This is a genomic window from Rhizobium sp. CFBP 13644 (assembly GCF_014842165.1).
GTDB lineage: Bacteria > Pseudomonadota > Alphaproteobacteria > Rhizobiales > Rhizobiaceae > Agrobacterium > Agrobacterium tumefaciens_C.
In genome coordinates, this window is record NZ_JACYVF010000003.1 from 436,409 (window position 1) to 451,226 (window position 14,818).

Consider the following 14,818-nt stretch of genomic DNA (forward strand, 5'->3'; position numbering starts at 1 on the left):
TCCCGGAACCGGATAAACATACCGGAACCCTTATGGGGCTATAGCTCAGCTGGGAGAGCGCTTGCATGGCATGCAAGAGGTCAGCGGTTCGATCCCGCTTAGCTCCACCAAACACCTTCGAGGTGCAATCTTTCTTTTAGAACAGATAGATACGCCCTTGGCGCTTACGATCTCTTAACTACCATTTCACGCATAATTAGACCTCGATCCAAGTTTTGGGCTTGGATACGCGCACGCTTGAAGCGCCGTTTCTGTAAGGCAAAATGCTGCGCTTTTGGCTAGGGCCGCAGCCCTGCTTGCTCTACTTCCCAGTGGCCGTTGCGCAGAGGCGATCCGAATCACTAGCCACGGCATCCCAGCTTGCCATCGCTGCCCTGACGGCACCGCGGATCGATGGAATCGAGACGCCATCGCGGGCCTGGATCGAGACGCCGAGCAAAATTGCATCATAGAGCGACACCAAAGCGGAAATGTCAGTTGCCGTTTTCAATGCGCCTGTTGAAACTCCATCGGTGATGCAGTCTGAGATCGCCCTTCGGGTTTCCTCTCGGTGACCTGCCGTCAAAGCCTGCAACGTCACACCGTCCTTGGAGAGGATCGTCGCCGAAAGGGTAATCATGCAACCAGATGGATGAGACGCCTCGGTCTGCACATCCACCGAAGCAAGGAGCGCCTGCTCTAGCCTTTCACGCGCGTGCAGGCTGGTATCGCGAAGAGCGCTCACAACACCGCCATGCTGGTCCAGATAACGCTGCAGGCTTTCACGAAACAGCATTTCCTTCGAACCGAAGGCCGCGTAGAAACTCGCAGACGAAATGCCCCCCATAGCGAGCCGCAATTGATCGGTTGATGCACCCTCGTAGCCATGCTGCCAGAAGAGATGCATCGCATTCTTGACTGCCTCATCACGATCAAAATTCCTTGGCCTGCCTGTTCTTGCCATCGCCGTCTACCTTCCTCTTCTGGAGTAATCATTCCAGATTTGCTTGACAAAGCAAACTCTAAAATGCGACTTCCGGAATGAACGACCCAGAATTAAGGAACCGCATGGCAGAGACAGTCGCAATCCCGGGCGGAAGAACATTTGCTACGCCACAAGAGCGCCTGCCAGTGGCGGCTCTGCTGGTTCTTGCCATGACGGGATTTACCGCAATCCTCACGGAAACTCTCCCTGCTGGCCTACTGCCGCAAATGGCAGATGGTCTGGGCGTTTCGCAGTCGCTCGCGGGTCAGACTGTGACTGTTTATGCAGTTGGCTCTCTCGTCGCTGCCATCCCGCTGACCTTGTGGACGCAAGGCTGGCGTCGCAAGCCTGCCTTGCTCCTCGCCATTGCCGGGTTCCTGATTTTCAACACGATAACGGCCCTGTCCACGTCATATGCCATCACACTTGTTGCTCGTTTTCTAGCGGGCATGGCAGCCGGGCTCGGCTGGGGTATCGTGTCTGGTTATGCGAGGCGACTTGTGATCGAGCGCCTGCAGGGAAATGCACTGGCAATCGCCATGGCAGGCACACCGCTTGCACTCGCGCTTGGCGTGCCCGCTGGCGCCTTCTTTGGTGCAACCGTCGGCTGGCGAGCAGCTTTTCTGTTCATGTCTGCAACGACCTTGGCTCTGTTGCTGTGGGTCATCTGGAAAATGCCGGATTTTCCGGGCCAACCTCCTGCGCGGCGCCTGTCTCTCACCGGCGTCATGCGGACACTGGGTGTCAGGACGGTCCTCACCGTGTTGTTCCTGTGGGTGACGGGGCACAATATTGTCTATACCTACATCACGCCTTTCGCTGCTCTTTCGGGCCTGAATGACGAGATTGATCTCCTGCTTCTCGCTTTCGGCCTGGCGGCCATTGCGGGTATCTGGTTCACCGGAGCATTTGTCGACAGGTTGTTGCGGGCGCTTGTTCTCGGCAGCCTCTGCGCTTTCTGTGTAACGGCCCTTTCGCTTGCCTTGTTTGCAGCCACCACGCCAGTCATGATCTCGGCCATGGTCGTCTGGGGCTTTTCCTTCGGTGGGGCGGCCACGCAGCTACAGACGGCGCTTGCCGATGCGGCTGGCGAGGGTGTGGATCTCGCCAATGCCATGCTGACGACCGTGTGGAACGGCGCCATCGCCGCAGGCGGCCTCATGGGCGGCATTCTGCTCGATAGCCACGGCGCTGGGTCCCTCGCATGGGCCGCTCTCCTGCTGGCATCAGGGGCCTTGATTATCGCCACCACCGCTCGGGCTCACGCATTTTTACCGGGTCCTCGTACCCACCACAAATCCTGAGGAGTAAAGTTCATGAAGGCCTACCAGATCGGTGACCAGAATGGTCTCGAATGTTTGACTGCGACAACCCGTCCAGACCCTGTCGCAGGGCCAGGACAGGTCATCGTTGCGCCGCAGCTGATCAGTCTTATCAGCCGCGATGTACAAATCCTGCGTGGGGTCTATGGACCACGTCAGGCACCAGAGCGCATCCCTATGTCGGAGGGTGTCGGTATCGTTGTCTCGGTTGGGGAAGGCGTAAACACCGTTGCACCAGGTGACCGCGTCGTGTGTGGACACTTCGCCGGATGGCTCGATAGTTCTTTCACGACGGACGTCTTCGCCCATGATGTGGGCGTGACGCATGATGGCTGGCTGGCGCAGCAGGTTGTACTGCCGGCCGAAGCCGTCATCCGCGTCCCCGACCAGCTTGCCGATAATCGCGTCGCGGGGCTTGCCTCCGTCGGCCTTACCGCATGGAATGCGCTCATTGAAGTTGCCAAAGTAAAGCCAGGCGAGCTTGTCTTATGCCTCGGCACCGGCAGCGTATCGCTCTTTGCCTTGAAACTGGCGAAAGCGCTGGGCGCGCGTGTTGCGATCACATCTTCCAGCGATGCCAAACTGGCAATCGCACGGGATATGGGCGCCGACATTCTTATCAACTACCGTACCCATCCCGAATGGGGCGTCGAACTGATGACGCAAACCGGCGGCGCCGGTGCCGACATCATCATCGAAACCGGTGGTCAGGATACTCTCGGACAATCCATTGCGGCGACCGCCGCCAACGGACGTATCATCATTATCGGCGTAACGCCTGGAACCACCTCACCAATTCCCGACTACACTGCGCTCATTCTGCGCAACATCACCATACGTGGCATCGCCAACGGCAATCGGAGCATGTTCTCGGATCTTCTGGCCTCGATGGATCGTCTCGGCATTGAACCATTGACCGACTGTACCTTCCCGTTCGACAAGGCGAAGGAAGCCTTTGCCTATTATGCAGCAGGGACGCATATTGGGAGAGTGATGATATCGGTTCAGAGCTGACGATAGTCACATCTGGCCGGTCGAGTTGGGTGCCGTCTGCAACCTCGGCGGTTCCCACTCGGCGGCTAGGCTGCCCGCGCCTGTTTGGACTTTGACCCTTCAGCAATTTCAAAGCGATCAACCATCATGCGCAGGTTTTGTGCCTCATCGTCCAGCACGGCAGACGCGGCGTTGGTCTCTTCTACCATTGCAGCATTTTGCTGTGTCATCTGGTCCATTTGGTTCACAGCCGTATTGATTTCGCTCAGCCCCGCAGCCTGTTCGCGGCTGGCTGCAGAAATGGTTTGGATGAGACCGTTTATGGACCGCACCTGATCAACAATACGCGTGAGTGCATCTCCTGTATCGTTCACAAGATCAACGCCTTGCCTGACCTGTTCGCTCGATGCGGAAATCAATTCCTTGATTTCTTTGGCGGCGTGCGCCGAACGCTGGGCCAGCTCTCTCACTTCCATTGCAACAACAGCAAAGCCCTTGCCAGCCTCGCCAGCACGTGCGGCCTCCACACCGGCATTCAAGGCCAGCAGATTGGTCTGGAAAGCGATTTGATCGATCACGCTTATGATCTGCGACATCTTGTTTGCAGATTCCTCGATAGTCTCCATCGCCCCGATTGCATTGGCAACGATGGTGCCTGAGACTTCCGCATCTTTGCTTGCGCCGTTGACTTTCTCTGCTGCAAGACCGGCAACGGCCGCGCTCTCCGTCAACTTTTGGCCAATCTCATTCAGTGCCGCCGCCGTCTCCTCCAGACTTGCAGCTTGCTGCTCGGTTCGGCGCGACAACTGGTCGGAACTGCGGCTGATCTCATTCGTGCCAGCGGTCAAAGCGGTCACGGTGTTGTTCAAGCTTGCGATCGTGTCGTGCATGCTCTCAAGCGCGGAGTTGAAGTTCGTACGCAATTCCGCATAACGACCCGGAAATGTCTCAGAGATGCGGTAGGTAAGATTGCCATTGGAAAGCGCCAGAAGCCCTTTTTCCAGGCTCTCGACGACGAGCTTCTGGGTTCGCACCGTTTCCGCACGTTCCGCCTCGGTCTGCCCGCGCTCCAGCTCTGCTTCCCGCCGCTCCCGCTCAGCCACAATCTCCAGCGTCCTGCCATTTTCCAGCTTGTGCCGGAAGGCTTCGAGCGCCTTCGACAGAGCCCCGATTTCGTCTGCGCGCTCACAGCCTTCAACGACGAGCTCGTAGTCACCATCGGAAAGACGGGCAACTTCTCTCAACAGCATGCCAATGGGTTTTTGAATGAAGATGCGAATGGCGAGGAAAAGCGAGACGACCACGGCCAGCAGAATAAACAGTCCGCCAGCAACGAGAATCTTCGTCTGTTCATTCACAATGGCCGAGATGGCTGCGGCTGGAACATCTTCGACGATGAACCAGCGGCTGTTCAAGCCGGGCAGTTCGAAGGGATAAACGACGCGGTAAACACTCTCGCCTTCTTCGCCCTGAACATTTTCGATAACAGCAGGCCCCGCACCTTTGACAACGGACTGGACGATATCGAGACCCTCTGCACCGTACGGTTTCATCACCATGGCGGCATCAGGCGCGGTCAGCCATGCACCGCTTGCGGAAAGCAGATAGACCCGTCCTGTTCCGAATGGCCTGTAGGCTTTCAAGGAATCCGCAATCGCACCAAGGCCGATATCGACGCCCGCAACGCCACGCACAACCCCTTCGACCGCCACAGGATAGGCAATGCTCATCATCAGCAAGCCACCGGCCGTATCCTCCACATAAGGCTCAGTGACCGCGGGCTTGCCAGAACTAGCCGCGAGCCGGAAATAAGGCTGACTGTAGTCGATCTGATCCGGCAACACGAGTTCAAGTGCATTACCAGCTCGGGTCCAATAAGGAGTAAACTGTCCAGAGCTATTGGTTCCAGATGCCGCATCCGCAAGAGGTCCGCGCGCTCCGTCAAATCCAAAATCAGCTTCGAGAAACCATGACCCAAACACGAGGTCGAACTTTTTGACCAAAGCCGGCAATGTGGCGGTGATATCCGCACGCGTAATCGTCTTGTCCTGAATGGCTTGCTCAAAGGTCCCAGCAATCGAAGCGACTCCTCCGGAAAGGAGAGAGATCTTGGCGTTGAAAGCTTCGCTGATCGCTTTGGCGTCCGCTTTGGCCTGCTCGATCGTGATCAAAGTCGCACTGTGCCGTACCTGGTACACAACAACTGCAAAGGTCAAAGCAAGAAATAGAGATATCGCCACAGCACTCACTGCCAGCAACTTCATTGCCACGGACGATTTACGAGGAGCAGCTTTCATTCTCGGGTAACCTCAAAGGATAAGTGCAGTTTTGACACGCATGAGATTCCACAATGAGATGCATTGCAGTGAAGCATGCTGCCACTAAGGAGCCAGATGACAATATTATTCCTAATATTTATATAACTTATACATAATAGGAGCCTAACGCCCCTTTGTGAGAGAAAGTTACTCCTGCGCTAAGATCTGGCCTTCCATGCGCTCAAAATTCTATTCTAACGATCTCGATATGCATGACCCCGCGCAAAACTACGCCCTGGGACGACACAGGTGCGCTCGGACCCGAATTCTGCTCGACATTGCCGGACAAGGACGTTGACCGTCGCTCACTCATGCAAAAAGACACCTCCCTTGTCTGCAAGGGAGGTGTCCTGACAAAGTCTGTGAAAGCTGGGTTGGTTTAAAACTCTTCCCAGCTCTTGGTTTTGAGAGCTGCATTACCTGAGAATGACGAGCTCACCCGATTCAGCAATTGCCGGGCAGGCGATCGTGTTTGCGCTGACTGACGCTCTGTCGCGCTCGAAACTGCAGATTTCGCTTTTGCATCTGTTTCGAATTTACCAACCAGAACGAACAAGGCTTCGGCTTCCCGTGCAAGTGCGTGGCTTGCCGCGGTTGATTCCTCAACCATTGCAGCATTTTGCTGGGTGCCCTGATCCATCTGGGACACGGCCTGATTGATTTCCTTGATGCCAGTTGTCTGCTCACGCGATGCTTCAACGATAGACAGCACGTTGACGCTGATTTCCTTGACCTGCTCGACAATCTTGCTGAGTGACTCTCCTGTCTGCGCGACAAGGCCGACGCCGCTTTTCACATGCTCCCCTGATTTCGCAATCAAGGCCTTGATGTCTTTTGCAGCACTTGCAGAACGCTGGGCCAGCTCTCGCACTTCCTGGGCAACCACGGCAAAGCCTTTGCCAGCCTCGCCCGCTCTGGCTGCCTCTACGCCCGCATTCAGCGCAAGCAGATTGGTCTGGAATGCAATCTCATCGATGACGCCGATGATGTTGGAGATTTCGCTAGACGAAGTCTCAATCGCATTCATCGCATTGATGGCTCTCGTTACCACCTGCCCGGAATGCTCGGCATTCTCGCGCGTCTCAATCACGAGACGACCGGCTTCTTCAGCCCGGCGGCTGGTATCGGCAACCGTTGTCGTAATCTGCTCCAAAGCAGCGGCGGTTTCTTCAACGGATGCGGCCTGCTGCTCGGTGCGCTTGGCGAGATCATCCGCCGAGGCGCGGATCTGGTTTGAACCAGCGGAGATGGCTTGCGCATTGCCGCTCACATCAACGATGGCATCCTCAAGACGCTCGATTGCACCGTTGAAGTCCACACGGATTTTATCCAGACGGGTCGCGAAGGTCTGGTTGATGCGGTAGTTCAACGTGCCATTGGCCATCGCGCCCAGGCCTGCCGCCAGAGTATCGATCGCAAACTGCACTTCTGCATTTTCGGCGGCTTCTTTTTCCTGCTGCTGCAGCCGTTCACGCTCTGAAAGCGCGCGGTTGGCCTGCGCTTCCGCTTCCAGTTTCGACCGTTCCTGTGCATTGGTTTTGAACACGGCCACGGACTTCACCATCTCACCGATTTCACTGCGATCGGCAACGACGTTCAGTTCAGCGTCTGCATTGCCATCCGCCAGTTCGCGCATCGTCTTCACGAGGCGGGTAACCGGGCTTGTGATGGAGCGGGTTACGATTGTGGCAAGCACTGCAACAAGGGCAAGAACGCCAATGGAAATGGAAAGGGAGATAAGGAGGGCATTGTACTGTTTGGTAGCAGAGGCAGCGGCGAAATCGCGCAGTTCGAGGCCGGTTTTGTCTTCGACAGCCTTGAGCGCGTTGATCCGGTTGGTCGAAGCCTTGTACCAGTCTTCCCCGCTCACGCTGTTCAGTTTGCCTCCAAACGCACTGGCCATCGCTATGCCACGCTGGCTTTCGACAAGTTTGCCAGCATCGCTACTCAAGGCTTCCTTCAATGCTGCGCGCTCGTCTGCGCCCGCATAGCTGTTGAAGTCCGAGAAAAAGACATTTTGCATCGCACCGAACTTGACGAATAGCTGATAGCTTTCCGGGCTGAAGCTGCCAGATGTGAAGGCTGCAGTGCCAATCGTACGCTCCTGCCCTGCCCGCTCCTTGCCTTGCAGCAATGCAGAATATGCAACAATTCTGTTGGATATGGTGCTGTCGGTCGTCAGGGAACTCATCGATTCAATGATGTGGATGAGGCTACCGATCGTGTCGGCAAAGTAGGAGGCAATCTCCGGCACACCGGCCTTAAGCGACGTCACATCCTGCCGCATGGCTTTCAGCCTATCCAGCTTGGCTTGCGCGGCGGCGGCCAGTTCTTTCAAGGCGGGGGCCATGTCACTGTTCTGGTCTGTCAAGCCCAGCGTCTTGAAGCGCTGGATTGCAACATCCGCTGCTTCTCTTTGCTTTTCAAGAAGGGGACCGAACTCACCCTGCCCTTTTGCTCCAACGAAACCCGCAGAGGCTCCGCGTTCCTTTTGGACTTCATGAATTGTCGCGCCCAGCACTGGCGCCATGGACGCGATATCGGCGACGGACCTTGCTTCCGAAGCGACGGTCATACGCTGAATGTTGTCCTGCAATGCGGCAGCCACAAGCGCTATGGTTGGAATCGCTGCAACGAGAATGATGCGCGTCCTGATTTTAAGATTGCCGAATATGCTCACTTTTTGGCCTCTGATGGGGGTGATGCATCAAGCGATTGAAATGCCTGTGCGTTTAGGGAGGGATTGCCTCAACCCTATAAGTACCGACCATTGAGAATTGGTTATTTTCACGCTTAAATAATGAGCTTTGCCTATTTACTATGCATAGTTGTAGGTGCGAAAATTAGGATTTTCACACTGACGTAAGGTGAATGCAGCGACATCCTTGCAGTCTTCCTGCCGATGTTGACCGACATCCCGCGGTGCTGATCCCACGCCGAAAGCGCAACACTCCTGATAGGATCAGTTGCCCTTTTTGAAATAACCGAGATGACTGATGACTAGGTTCTGGAGACTTTTCTGCTGGCTGCCGCAAAGCGCAGTTCGACGGCTGCCGCCGTGACTGGCAATTGCAGCACTCGAGAAAGACCTTGGTGTCCAACTTTTCGTGCGAACCACCCGGCAGCGATCACTGACAACAGATGGCGCGTTTTTTGCCGCGCAGATTCAGCCAGCGATCGAGGCCCTTGAAAGCGCACGCGAGGATATACTTATTGCCTACAAGACTATCTTGCAACTGATCTAATCCATGCTGAGCTGAAGCGGATAAGGGACCCGCAGCTCAGGTGCGATGGAGCGTATCTTTATTGCTCTCATCGCTACGGCCAGAGAACCAGTTCGCCAGCAAAGCGCCCGAGATGTTGTGCCAAACGCTGAAAATGGCGCTTGGAACAGCAGCAAGAGGTGAAAAATATGCGGTCGCGAGCGCCGCGCCGAGACCCGAATTTTGCATTCCGACCTCGATGGCGATTGCTTTGCGCTTTGCAAGCGACAGGCCGGTGGCTTTTGCTGCGAAATATCCCAGCAGGTAGCCAAGACCATTGTGCAACACCACGACCGCAAAGATCATCAGCCCAGACTGAACGATGGCACCTTTCGAAGCACCCACCACCGCAGAAACGATCAGGACGATGCCGATTACACTCACAAGCGGCAATGCTGGAACGGCAGCCTTGACGACACCGGGCAGCAGTTTTTGCAAGGCGGCACCGAGAGCCAATGGCACCAGGACGACCTTGACGATGCTCATGAACATCGCCCAGCCATCAACAGGGAGAAACTGGCTGGCGAACATCCAAACGAGGAATGGCGTTACCAGCGGCGCTGCAAGCGTTGTGACAGAGGTGCAGGCAACCGAAAGCGCGACGTCGCCTTTCGAGAGATAGGTCATCACATTGGATGAAGTGCCGCCAGGGCAGCAACCCACAAGAATGACGCCAGCGGCAACTTCCGGCGGCATCGGAATGAGCCGGGTCAGCAAAACCGCCAGCAACGGCATGATGATAAACTGACCCAGCACGCCGATGGTGACATCGAAGGGACGCTTCACGACTTCGCGGAAATCATCAACCGACAGGGTCAGCCCCATGCCGAACATGATGATGGACAAAAGCGTGACGATCCAGGGTCCAATCTGCTTGAACGTATCCGGGAAGAAGAAGCCAAGAACCGCGAAAAGAATGACCCAACCGGCAAATGTTTTGCCCACGAAAGCCGAGATTGTTGCCAGTGATTTCATGTTCTTACTCCAAACCCACAATTGAATGTGACGTCTAGTTGCAGGTTCTGCGGTGTCAAGGCATGCATCCCCCAGCATGGCCTTGATCCACTGACTTACCGCCTAAAAGACGCGAAGGCGTGCTCAAACAGGTCAACGTCTGTCAAAACGAGCGAATGGCGTGGAAAGTCAGCCTTCCTCGCCCGAAACAGCGTGAGCAGCTGCTGGCAGGCGCAATCGGTGTGAACAAATCGTGGAAAACATCAATGATGCGCAGAAAACGCAATGCCATGCTCAATCATTGTCGTTTGGAATGTTCAGCAAATGGCCGCACGCCTTGCAGTGGACAGCGTCTACTTCGTGCCGCTGGAGGCCGCATTTCTCGCAAGGATACATGACCTTGTAGGGCCGAACGATGGATTGCGCGAGCCTGACGAACAGCGAGATGCCAACGATCATCGTGACAACGGATGTTAGTTTCCCCAAGGGTCCAGGCAAGGTGATGTCGCCGAACCCTGTCGTCGTCATCGTTGCGACGGTGAAATAAAGCGCGTCAACAAAGCCAATGAGACCGCTCTGGTGATAGAAAAACGTGGTGTAAACGAAGCCCGTTACCATGAACAGGAAAACGAAAAAGTTCAGCGACGCGCGAGCCACGTCCCTGTACTGATGGCAACCTAGCCGTTTGAGCACGAAAGCGAAGAGCGGGCTCTCGCCGACTGCCCATAATCGCATTGCCCGCAGAAATGCGAAATTGAACAGCGCATTGGGAAACAGAAGCGTCGCCAGTATGACAAGGTCGATCCATGTCATCGGTCGCTTGAGAGATGCCACGACAGAGCCGGTCGCGAAAGCTCTCGCGAGAATTTCAGCGAGAATCCAGACCGCGATGAGATAATCGATGATCAAATATGACGGCCCACTGCGCAGAAAAGGGCCGAAGATAAAGAACGCAATAATGCTGACGTCGATCACGGCGAGGACCGCCTGCCAGCGTAAAGCCCATGTGTCACGTCCGCGTTCAATACGGCGCAGCTTGCTCTGCAACTGCTCGATCCGCCCTGGCAAGGGGCTTTTGGCTTTTACATCTGGCATCATTCTTAACGGATAAAGGTCCGCCACCATCAGGTCAACGTCAAGCGCTGCTCACTCAAATCGAACTGATCTGAGTGTCAGACGACCACCAATCTGACGGATTCCAGCAGATCAATGGTCGTCATTTTAAAGTCCGGCTTAAGCCAGGGAGAAGATCAGTCCCGATATTGCAAAACCGAGGAGACCAACCATCGTCTGCATGACGGTCCATGTCTTGAACGTCGTTTTGATGTCCATGTTAAAGAATCGGCCGACAAGCCAGAAGCCGGAATCGTTGACATGGGATAGCATCACCGAACCCGATGCGACTGCGATGACGATGGCCGCCAGCTCCACACCCTGGTAACCGGCCGCCTGAACAGCAGGCTGAATCAGTCCGGCAGCGGCGATGAGGGCAACCGTTGCAGACCCCTGCGCAACGCGCAACGCTGTCGAAATCAGAAAGCCTGCGACGAGCACGGGCATGCCGATGTCGGCCAGCGCGCTTGAGAGCGCGTTGCCAATGCCCGAGGCGCGAAGAACGCCACCAAACATGCCACCGGCGCCGGTGATCAAGATGACCGAGCAAACCGGACCCAAAGCGGAATCGACAATACGCTCTACCTTGAGAGGGTCTCGACCGCGCATTGGCCCGAGCACAAACGCAGCCACCAAAACCGATATCAGAAGTGCAATCGGCGTCGAACCTATAGCGCGCAGAAGCTGGAACCAACCGGCATCTTTGCTCACCCATTGCTGAGCGCGCGCGAAATCCAGACCCGTATTCATGAAGATCAACAGCAGTGGCAGAAGCAAAAGCGCAATGACCAGCCTGGAGCTTGGCAAGGACACGTTGTCCTCAACCGACTTTTCTTCCGAAAAATCAGGCACCGGCAAGAAAACACGTTTTCCTATCCACTTACCGTAGAAATGGCCGGCAATGATCCAGATGGGCACAGCAACCAGCAGACCAACGATAATCAGCAAGCCGACATCAGCACCAAGCAACTCAGACGCGGCTACCGGACCAGGATGCGGTGGCACGAAAATGTGCATGCAGGAAAACGCGGTCGCAACCGGTATGCCGTAAAGAAGTAGGCTGCCACCAAGACGGCGAGCCACCGTAAACATCACGGGAAGCATAACGACGAGGCCTGCGTCGAAAAAGATCGGGAAGCCGAAGAACAGCGATGCTATGCCCAAAGCCATGGGCGCACGTTCCTCGCCAAAACGGGCGATGAGATCGTCGGCCAGAGCCTGCGCGCCGCCGGAAACTTCCAATAGCCTGCCCAGCATGGCACCAAGCCCAACGAGAAGCGCCACGCCACCGAGCGTGGAGCCAAAGGCTGTGGTGAGCGTGTTCATGATGTTTGCAGTTGGAATGCCCGTGACAAGCGCGGTCAAGAAACTGACGAGAATGAGTGCCACAAAGGCGTGAACGCGAAATTGGATGATGAGCAACAACAGTAGCGCCACCGCGCCCACTGCTATAGAAATCAAGGTACCCGCAGACAATGTCTGTTCGAATTCCAGCAAATGAATACTCCTTAAATGCGGACGCTGACTTTCGCCAACCGCTCCAAACGGTCGCTTGATGGACCTGTGGTCTGAACTCGCAACGAACCAGATGGTCCCGTGTAGGACAAAGCGCCCGCCCGCTTCAATGCGAGAGATCGATTCAGAAGTAACATTACGGAGTGCAGGCAGGGTTATCCACTGGCTGGTCCGGCGTCACTCTCGCCCGCCACCAGTTCCAGCGGCCAGATGATTTGCTGCTTCTCATCAGGGTAGAGTGATGCGTAAGCGGGCATCCTGGACAGCAGCGTCTTGCCAACCGAAACACCCAGATCCCTCAGAGACAGACGAAAGCTCGTGAGTGGCGGCTGGAGAAACCGACCACGGGGCTCTTCGCGAAAACCGATGACGGCCAGATCGTGACCGACTTTCAAGCCTACTTCGGCAAGTCTGCGATAAAGCCCCAGCGCCATGAGTTCATAAATCAAAACCACCGCCGTTGGTCGCTGTCGCATGTGCAGCAATTCGCTACCCGCATGGTAGCCACCCTGCTCGCTGGATTTTGCCTTGATGACGAGCGATGGATCAAAGGAAAGCCCGTTTTCTTCCAGCCCCTTCTTGTAGCCTTCCAGAAAAATATAACCAAGATTGATGTCATTATCGGGAACGGCGACTGCAATGCGCTTGTGACCATTTGCAGCAAGGCGGTTCACCGAAGCGCGTGCAACGCCGTCAAAATCCAGATCAACCCAAGAGTAGTTGCCACCGGATTGGGAGCGACCGAGTGCAACGAAAGGCACGCCGGTTTTGACGAGAAAGTCGATCCGCCTGTCGATACGGCGGGTGGACGAAATGATCATCGCATCCACTAGGCGCCGCGCCACCATGCGTTTGAGATATTCCTCGCGGTCTTCGTCGTCAGAGCAAGGGAGGATGACGAGATCAAGCTTGTGAGGGGCGAAAACGCTTTGCAGCCCGTCCGTTACGCCCATGAAGAAGTTGTCGGAGTTTTCCACGGTCTCCGGATTGCTACCCATCATCAGGCCGATAACGTTTGTGGTGCCTTGGCGCAGACTGCGACCGGATTGATTGGCGACATAGCCAAGCGCTTCGGCGGCCTCCAGCACACGGGCGCGGGTTTCTTCGCTCACATCGGGCTTGCCGTTCAATGCACGGGAAACGGTGCCTATGGAGATGTCGAGATGCTCGGCCAGCTGGCGTATTCCCTTCATGTCTCTACCCATTCCCCATCTCGTCTACTCCTCACGTCTTATACGCCTCTTGACACAAATAGCATTTTCATCATAGCGTCGTAAACGTTTACGGAACATCGCACCTTGGGGAGTTTGGTGCGAAAACCGGGAGGAAATCGTGATATTGAATGCCGTTTTATGCGGATGCGGAGCTATGGCTAAAGGCTGGTTGCGGGCAATTGCCTCGACACCGGAGCTTGCGGCTTCCATCAAAATTGTGGGTCTTGTGGATCTGAACCGCGACACGGCGGAAGCTCTGGCGCAAGAGTTCTCGTTGACGCAGGCCGTCATCGGCACTGATCTCAAAAAGGTGCTTGAGACAACAAAGGCCGACCTGCTATTCGACGTCGTCATCCCCGTTGCGCGTTTCAATGTCGTATCCACCGGCCTTGCCGCCGGGTGCCACGTACTGAGCGAGAAGCCGATGGCCTCTTCGCTTGAAGAGGCACGGGAGCTGGTCGCACTGGCAGAAAAAGCTAGCAAGGTCCATGCCGTCGTTCAAAACCGCCGCTTTATCTCCGGGATTCGTCGTCTTCGGCGCGCAGTCTCGGAAGGCTTGATCGGCACTCTCTCGGGCATTCATTGCGATTTCTTCATCGCACCGCATTTCGGCGGCTTCCGTGAAGAAATGAAGAACGTGCTGTTGCTGGATATGGCCATTCATACCTTCGATGCCGCACGGTTCGTTGCTGATGAAAAGCCGCTTGGCGTCTATTGCCTGGAAACCAACCCTGCCGGTTCGTGGTATTCGCATGGTGCAGCGGCCAATGCCGTCTTTGAGTTTTCCAACGATGTCGTCTTTACCTATCGCGGCTCGTGGTGCGCCGAAGGCGAAAGAACCAGCTGGGAAAGCCAATGGCGGCTGGTCGGCTCCAAGGGCATGATGACATGGGACGGCGAAGAGAACTTCGTGGCAATGCTTGCAGGGACGGAGACCGGACTTCTGCGAGGTTCAAAATCCGTAAACGTTTCTGACGCGCCCAATATCGAGGAAACGCACGGTCATGCCAGCGTGATCTCGTCCTTCATTTCCGCCATCCGCGGTGGTGGCGTGCCTGAGACAGCGTCTTTCGACAACATCAACAGCCTTGCCATGGTGATAGCCGCGATTGAAAGCGCGCGTCTTCGCCAGCGGGTTTCCATTGCAGCCTAAGGATACAAC

At 55.7% G+C, this 14,818-nt stretch carries 10 protein-coding genes, 1 tRNA gene and 1 pseudogene; 5 read left to right on the top strand and 7 right to left on the bottom strand.

The features are described 5' to 3' along the window. Positions 1–34 precede the first annotated feature (34 nt). Positions 35–110, top strand: a tRNA-Ala gene (locus IFT53_RS11465). A 191-nt stretch (positions 111–301) separates the two neighbouring features. Here IFT53_RS11465 and IFT53_RS11470 read toward each other — a convergent pair. Further along, entirely contained in the window at positions 302–943 is a 642-nt protein-coding gene (locus IFT53_RS11470; RefSeq protein ID WP_192064811.1) for a TetR/AcrR family transcriptional regulator, read from the bottom strand. A 104-nt stretch (positions 944–1,047) separates the two neighbouring features. On the opposite strand from IFT53_RS11470, the gene IFT53_RS11475 reads away from it, so the two are divergent. Both IFT53_RS11475 and IFT53_RS11480 read left to right on the top strand, forming a co-directional pair. After that, positions 1,048–2,268, top strand: a complete 1,221-nt coding sequence (locus tag IFT53_RS11475) for an MFS transporter (protein ID WP_192064812.1) — start codon at positions 1,048–1,050, stop codon at positions 2,266–2,268. 12 nt (positions 2,269–2,280) lie between these two features. After that, complete coding sequence (locus IFT53_RS11480) at positions 2,281–3,300, top strand: zinc-dependent alcohol dehydrogenase family protein (protein ID WP_192064813.1); 1,020 nt, start codon at positions 2,281–2,283, stop codon at positions 3,298–3,300. A gap of 65 nt (positions 3,301–3,365) precedes the next feature. Here the strand turns inward: IFT53_RS11480 and IFT53_RS11485 are convergent, their stop codons facing one another. Both IFT53_RS11485 and IFT53_RS11490 read right to left on the bottom strand, forming a co-directional pair. Continuing rightward, a complete protein-coding gene (locus tag IFT53_RS11485; protein ID WP_192064814.1) occupies positions 3,366–5,576 on the bottom strand; it encodes a methyl-accepting chemotaxis protein in 2,211 nt (736 codons plus the stop codon). A gap of 400 nt (positions 5,577–5,976) precedes the next feature. After that, entirely contained in the window at positions 5,977–8,277 is a 2,301-nt protein-coding gene (locus IFT53_RS11490) for a methyl-accepting chemotaxis protein (RefSeq protein WP_342365803.1), read from the bottom strand. Positions 8,278–8,604: 327 nt separating this feature from the next. Here IFT53_RS11490 and IFT53_RS11495 point away from each other — a divergent pair. Next, a pseudogene (locus tag IFT53_RS11495) lies at positions 8,605–8,821 on the top strand (LysR family transcriptional regulator); the annotation flags it as partial. A 57-nt stretch (positions 8,822–8,878) separates the two neighbouring features. Here IFT53_RS11495 and IFT53_RS11500 read toward each other — a convergent pair. The 4 genes from IFT53_RS11500 to IFT53_RS11515 form a co-directional block, all read right to left on the bottom strand. Further along, positions 8,879–9,835 (bottom strand): bile acid:sodium symporter family protein, encoded by a 957-nt coding sequence (locus tag IFT53_RS11500; RefSeq protein ID WP_192064815.1) that lies wholly within the window; start codon positions 9,833–9,835, stop codon positions 8,879–8,881. Between the two features lie 273 nt (positions 9,836–10,108). After that, the gene (locus IFT53_RS11505; protein ID WP_192064816.1) at positions 10,109–10,909 is read right to left on the bottom strand and encodes a potassium channel family protein; all 801 of its coding nucleotides are present in this window, start codon (positions 10,907–10,909) and stop codon (positions 10,109–10,111) included. Between the two features lie 138 nt (positions 10,910–11,047). Continuing rightward, complete coding sequence (locus tag IFT53_RS11510) at positions 11,048–12,424, bottom strand: GntP family permease (protein ID WP_197980209.1); 1,377 nt, start codon at positions 12,422–12,424, stop codon at positions 11,048–11,050. A gap of 173 nt (positions 12,425–12,597) precedes the next feature. Continuing rightward, positions 12,598–13,635, bottom strand: a complete 1,038-nt coding sequence (locus IFT53_RS11515) for a LacI family DNA-binding transcriptional regulator (protein ID WP_192065012.1) — start codon at positions 13,633–13,635, stop codon at positions 12,598–12,600. A 139-nt stretch (positions 13,636–13,774) separates the two neighbouring features. Here IFT53_RS11515 and IFT53_RS11520 point away from each other — a divergent pair, with 139 nt between their 5' ends. Next, entirely contained in the window at positions 13,775–14,809 is a 1,035-nt protein-coding gene (locus IFT53_RS11520; protein WP_192064817.1) for a Gfo/Idh/MocA family oxidoreductase, read from the top strand. Positions 14,810–14,818 lie beyond the last annotated feature (9 nt).

What these genes read in the sequence shown, in the direction of transcription:
- IFT53_RS11470 (WP_192064811.1), bottom strand. Translation starts at nt 943, where the DNA reads ATGGCAAGAACAGGCAGGCCAAGGAATTTTGATCGTGATGAGGCAGTC.
- IFT53_RS11475 (WP_192064812.1), top strand. Translation starts at nt 1,048, where the DNA reads ATGGCAGAGACAGTCGCAATCCCGGGCGGAAGAACATTTGCTACGCCA.
- IFT53_RS11480 (WP_192064813.1), top strand. Translation starts at nt 2,281, where the DNA reads ATGAAGGCCTACCAGATCGGTGACCAGAATGGTCTCGAATGTTTGACT.
- IFT53_RS11485 (WP_192064814.1), bottom strand. Translation starts at nt 5,576, where the DNA reads ATGAAAGCTGCTCCTCGTAAATCGTCCGTGGCAATGAAGTTGCTGGCA.
- IFT53_RS11500 (WP_192064815.1), bottom strand. Translation starts at nt 9,835, where the DNA reads ATGAAATCACTGGCAACAATCTCGGCTTTCGTGGGCAAAACATTTGCC.
- IFT53_RS11505 (WP_192064816.1), bottom strand. Translation starts at nt 10,909, where the DNA reads ATGCCAGATGTAAAAGCCAAAAGCCCCTTGCCAGGGCGGATCGAGCAG.
- IFT53_RS11515 (WP_192065012.1), bottom strand. Translation starts at nt 13,635, where the DNA reads ATGAAGGGAATACGCCAGCTGGCCGAGCATCTCGACATCTCCATAGGC.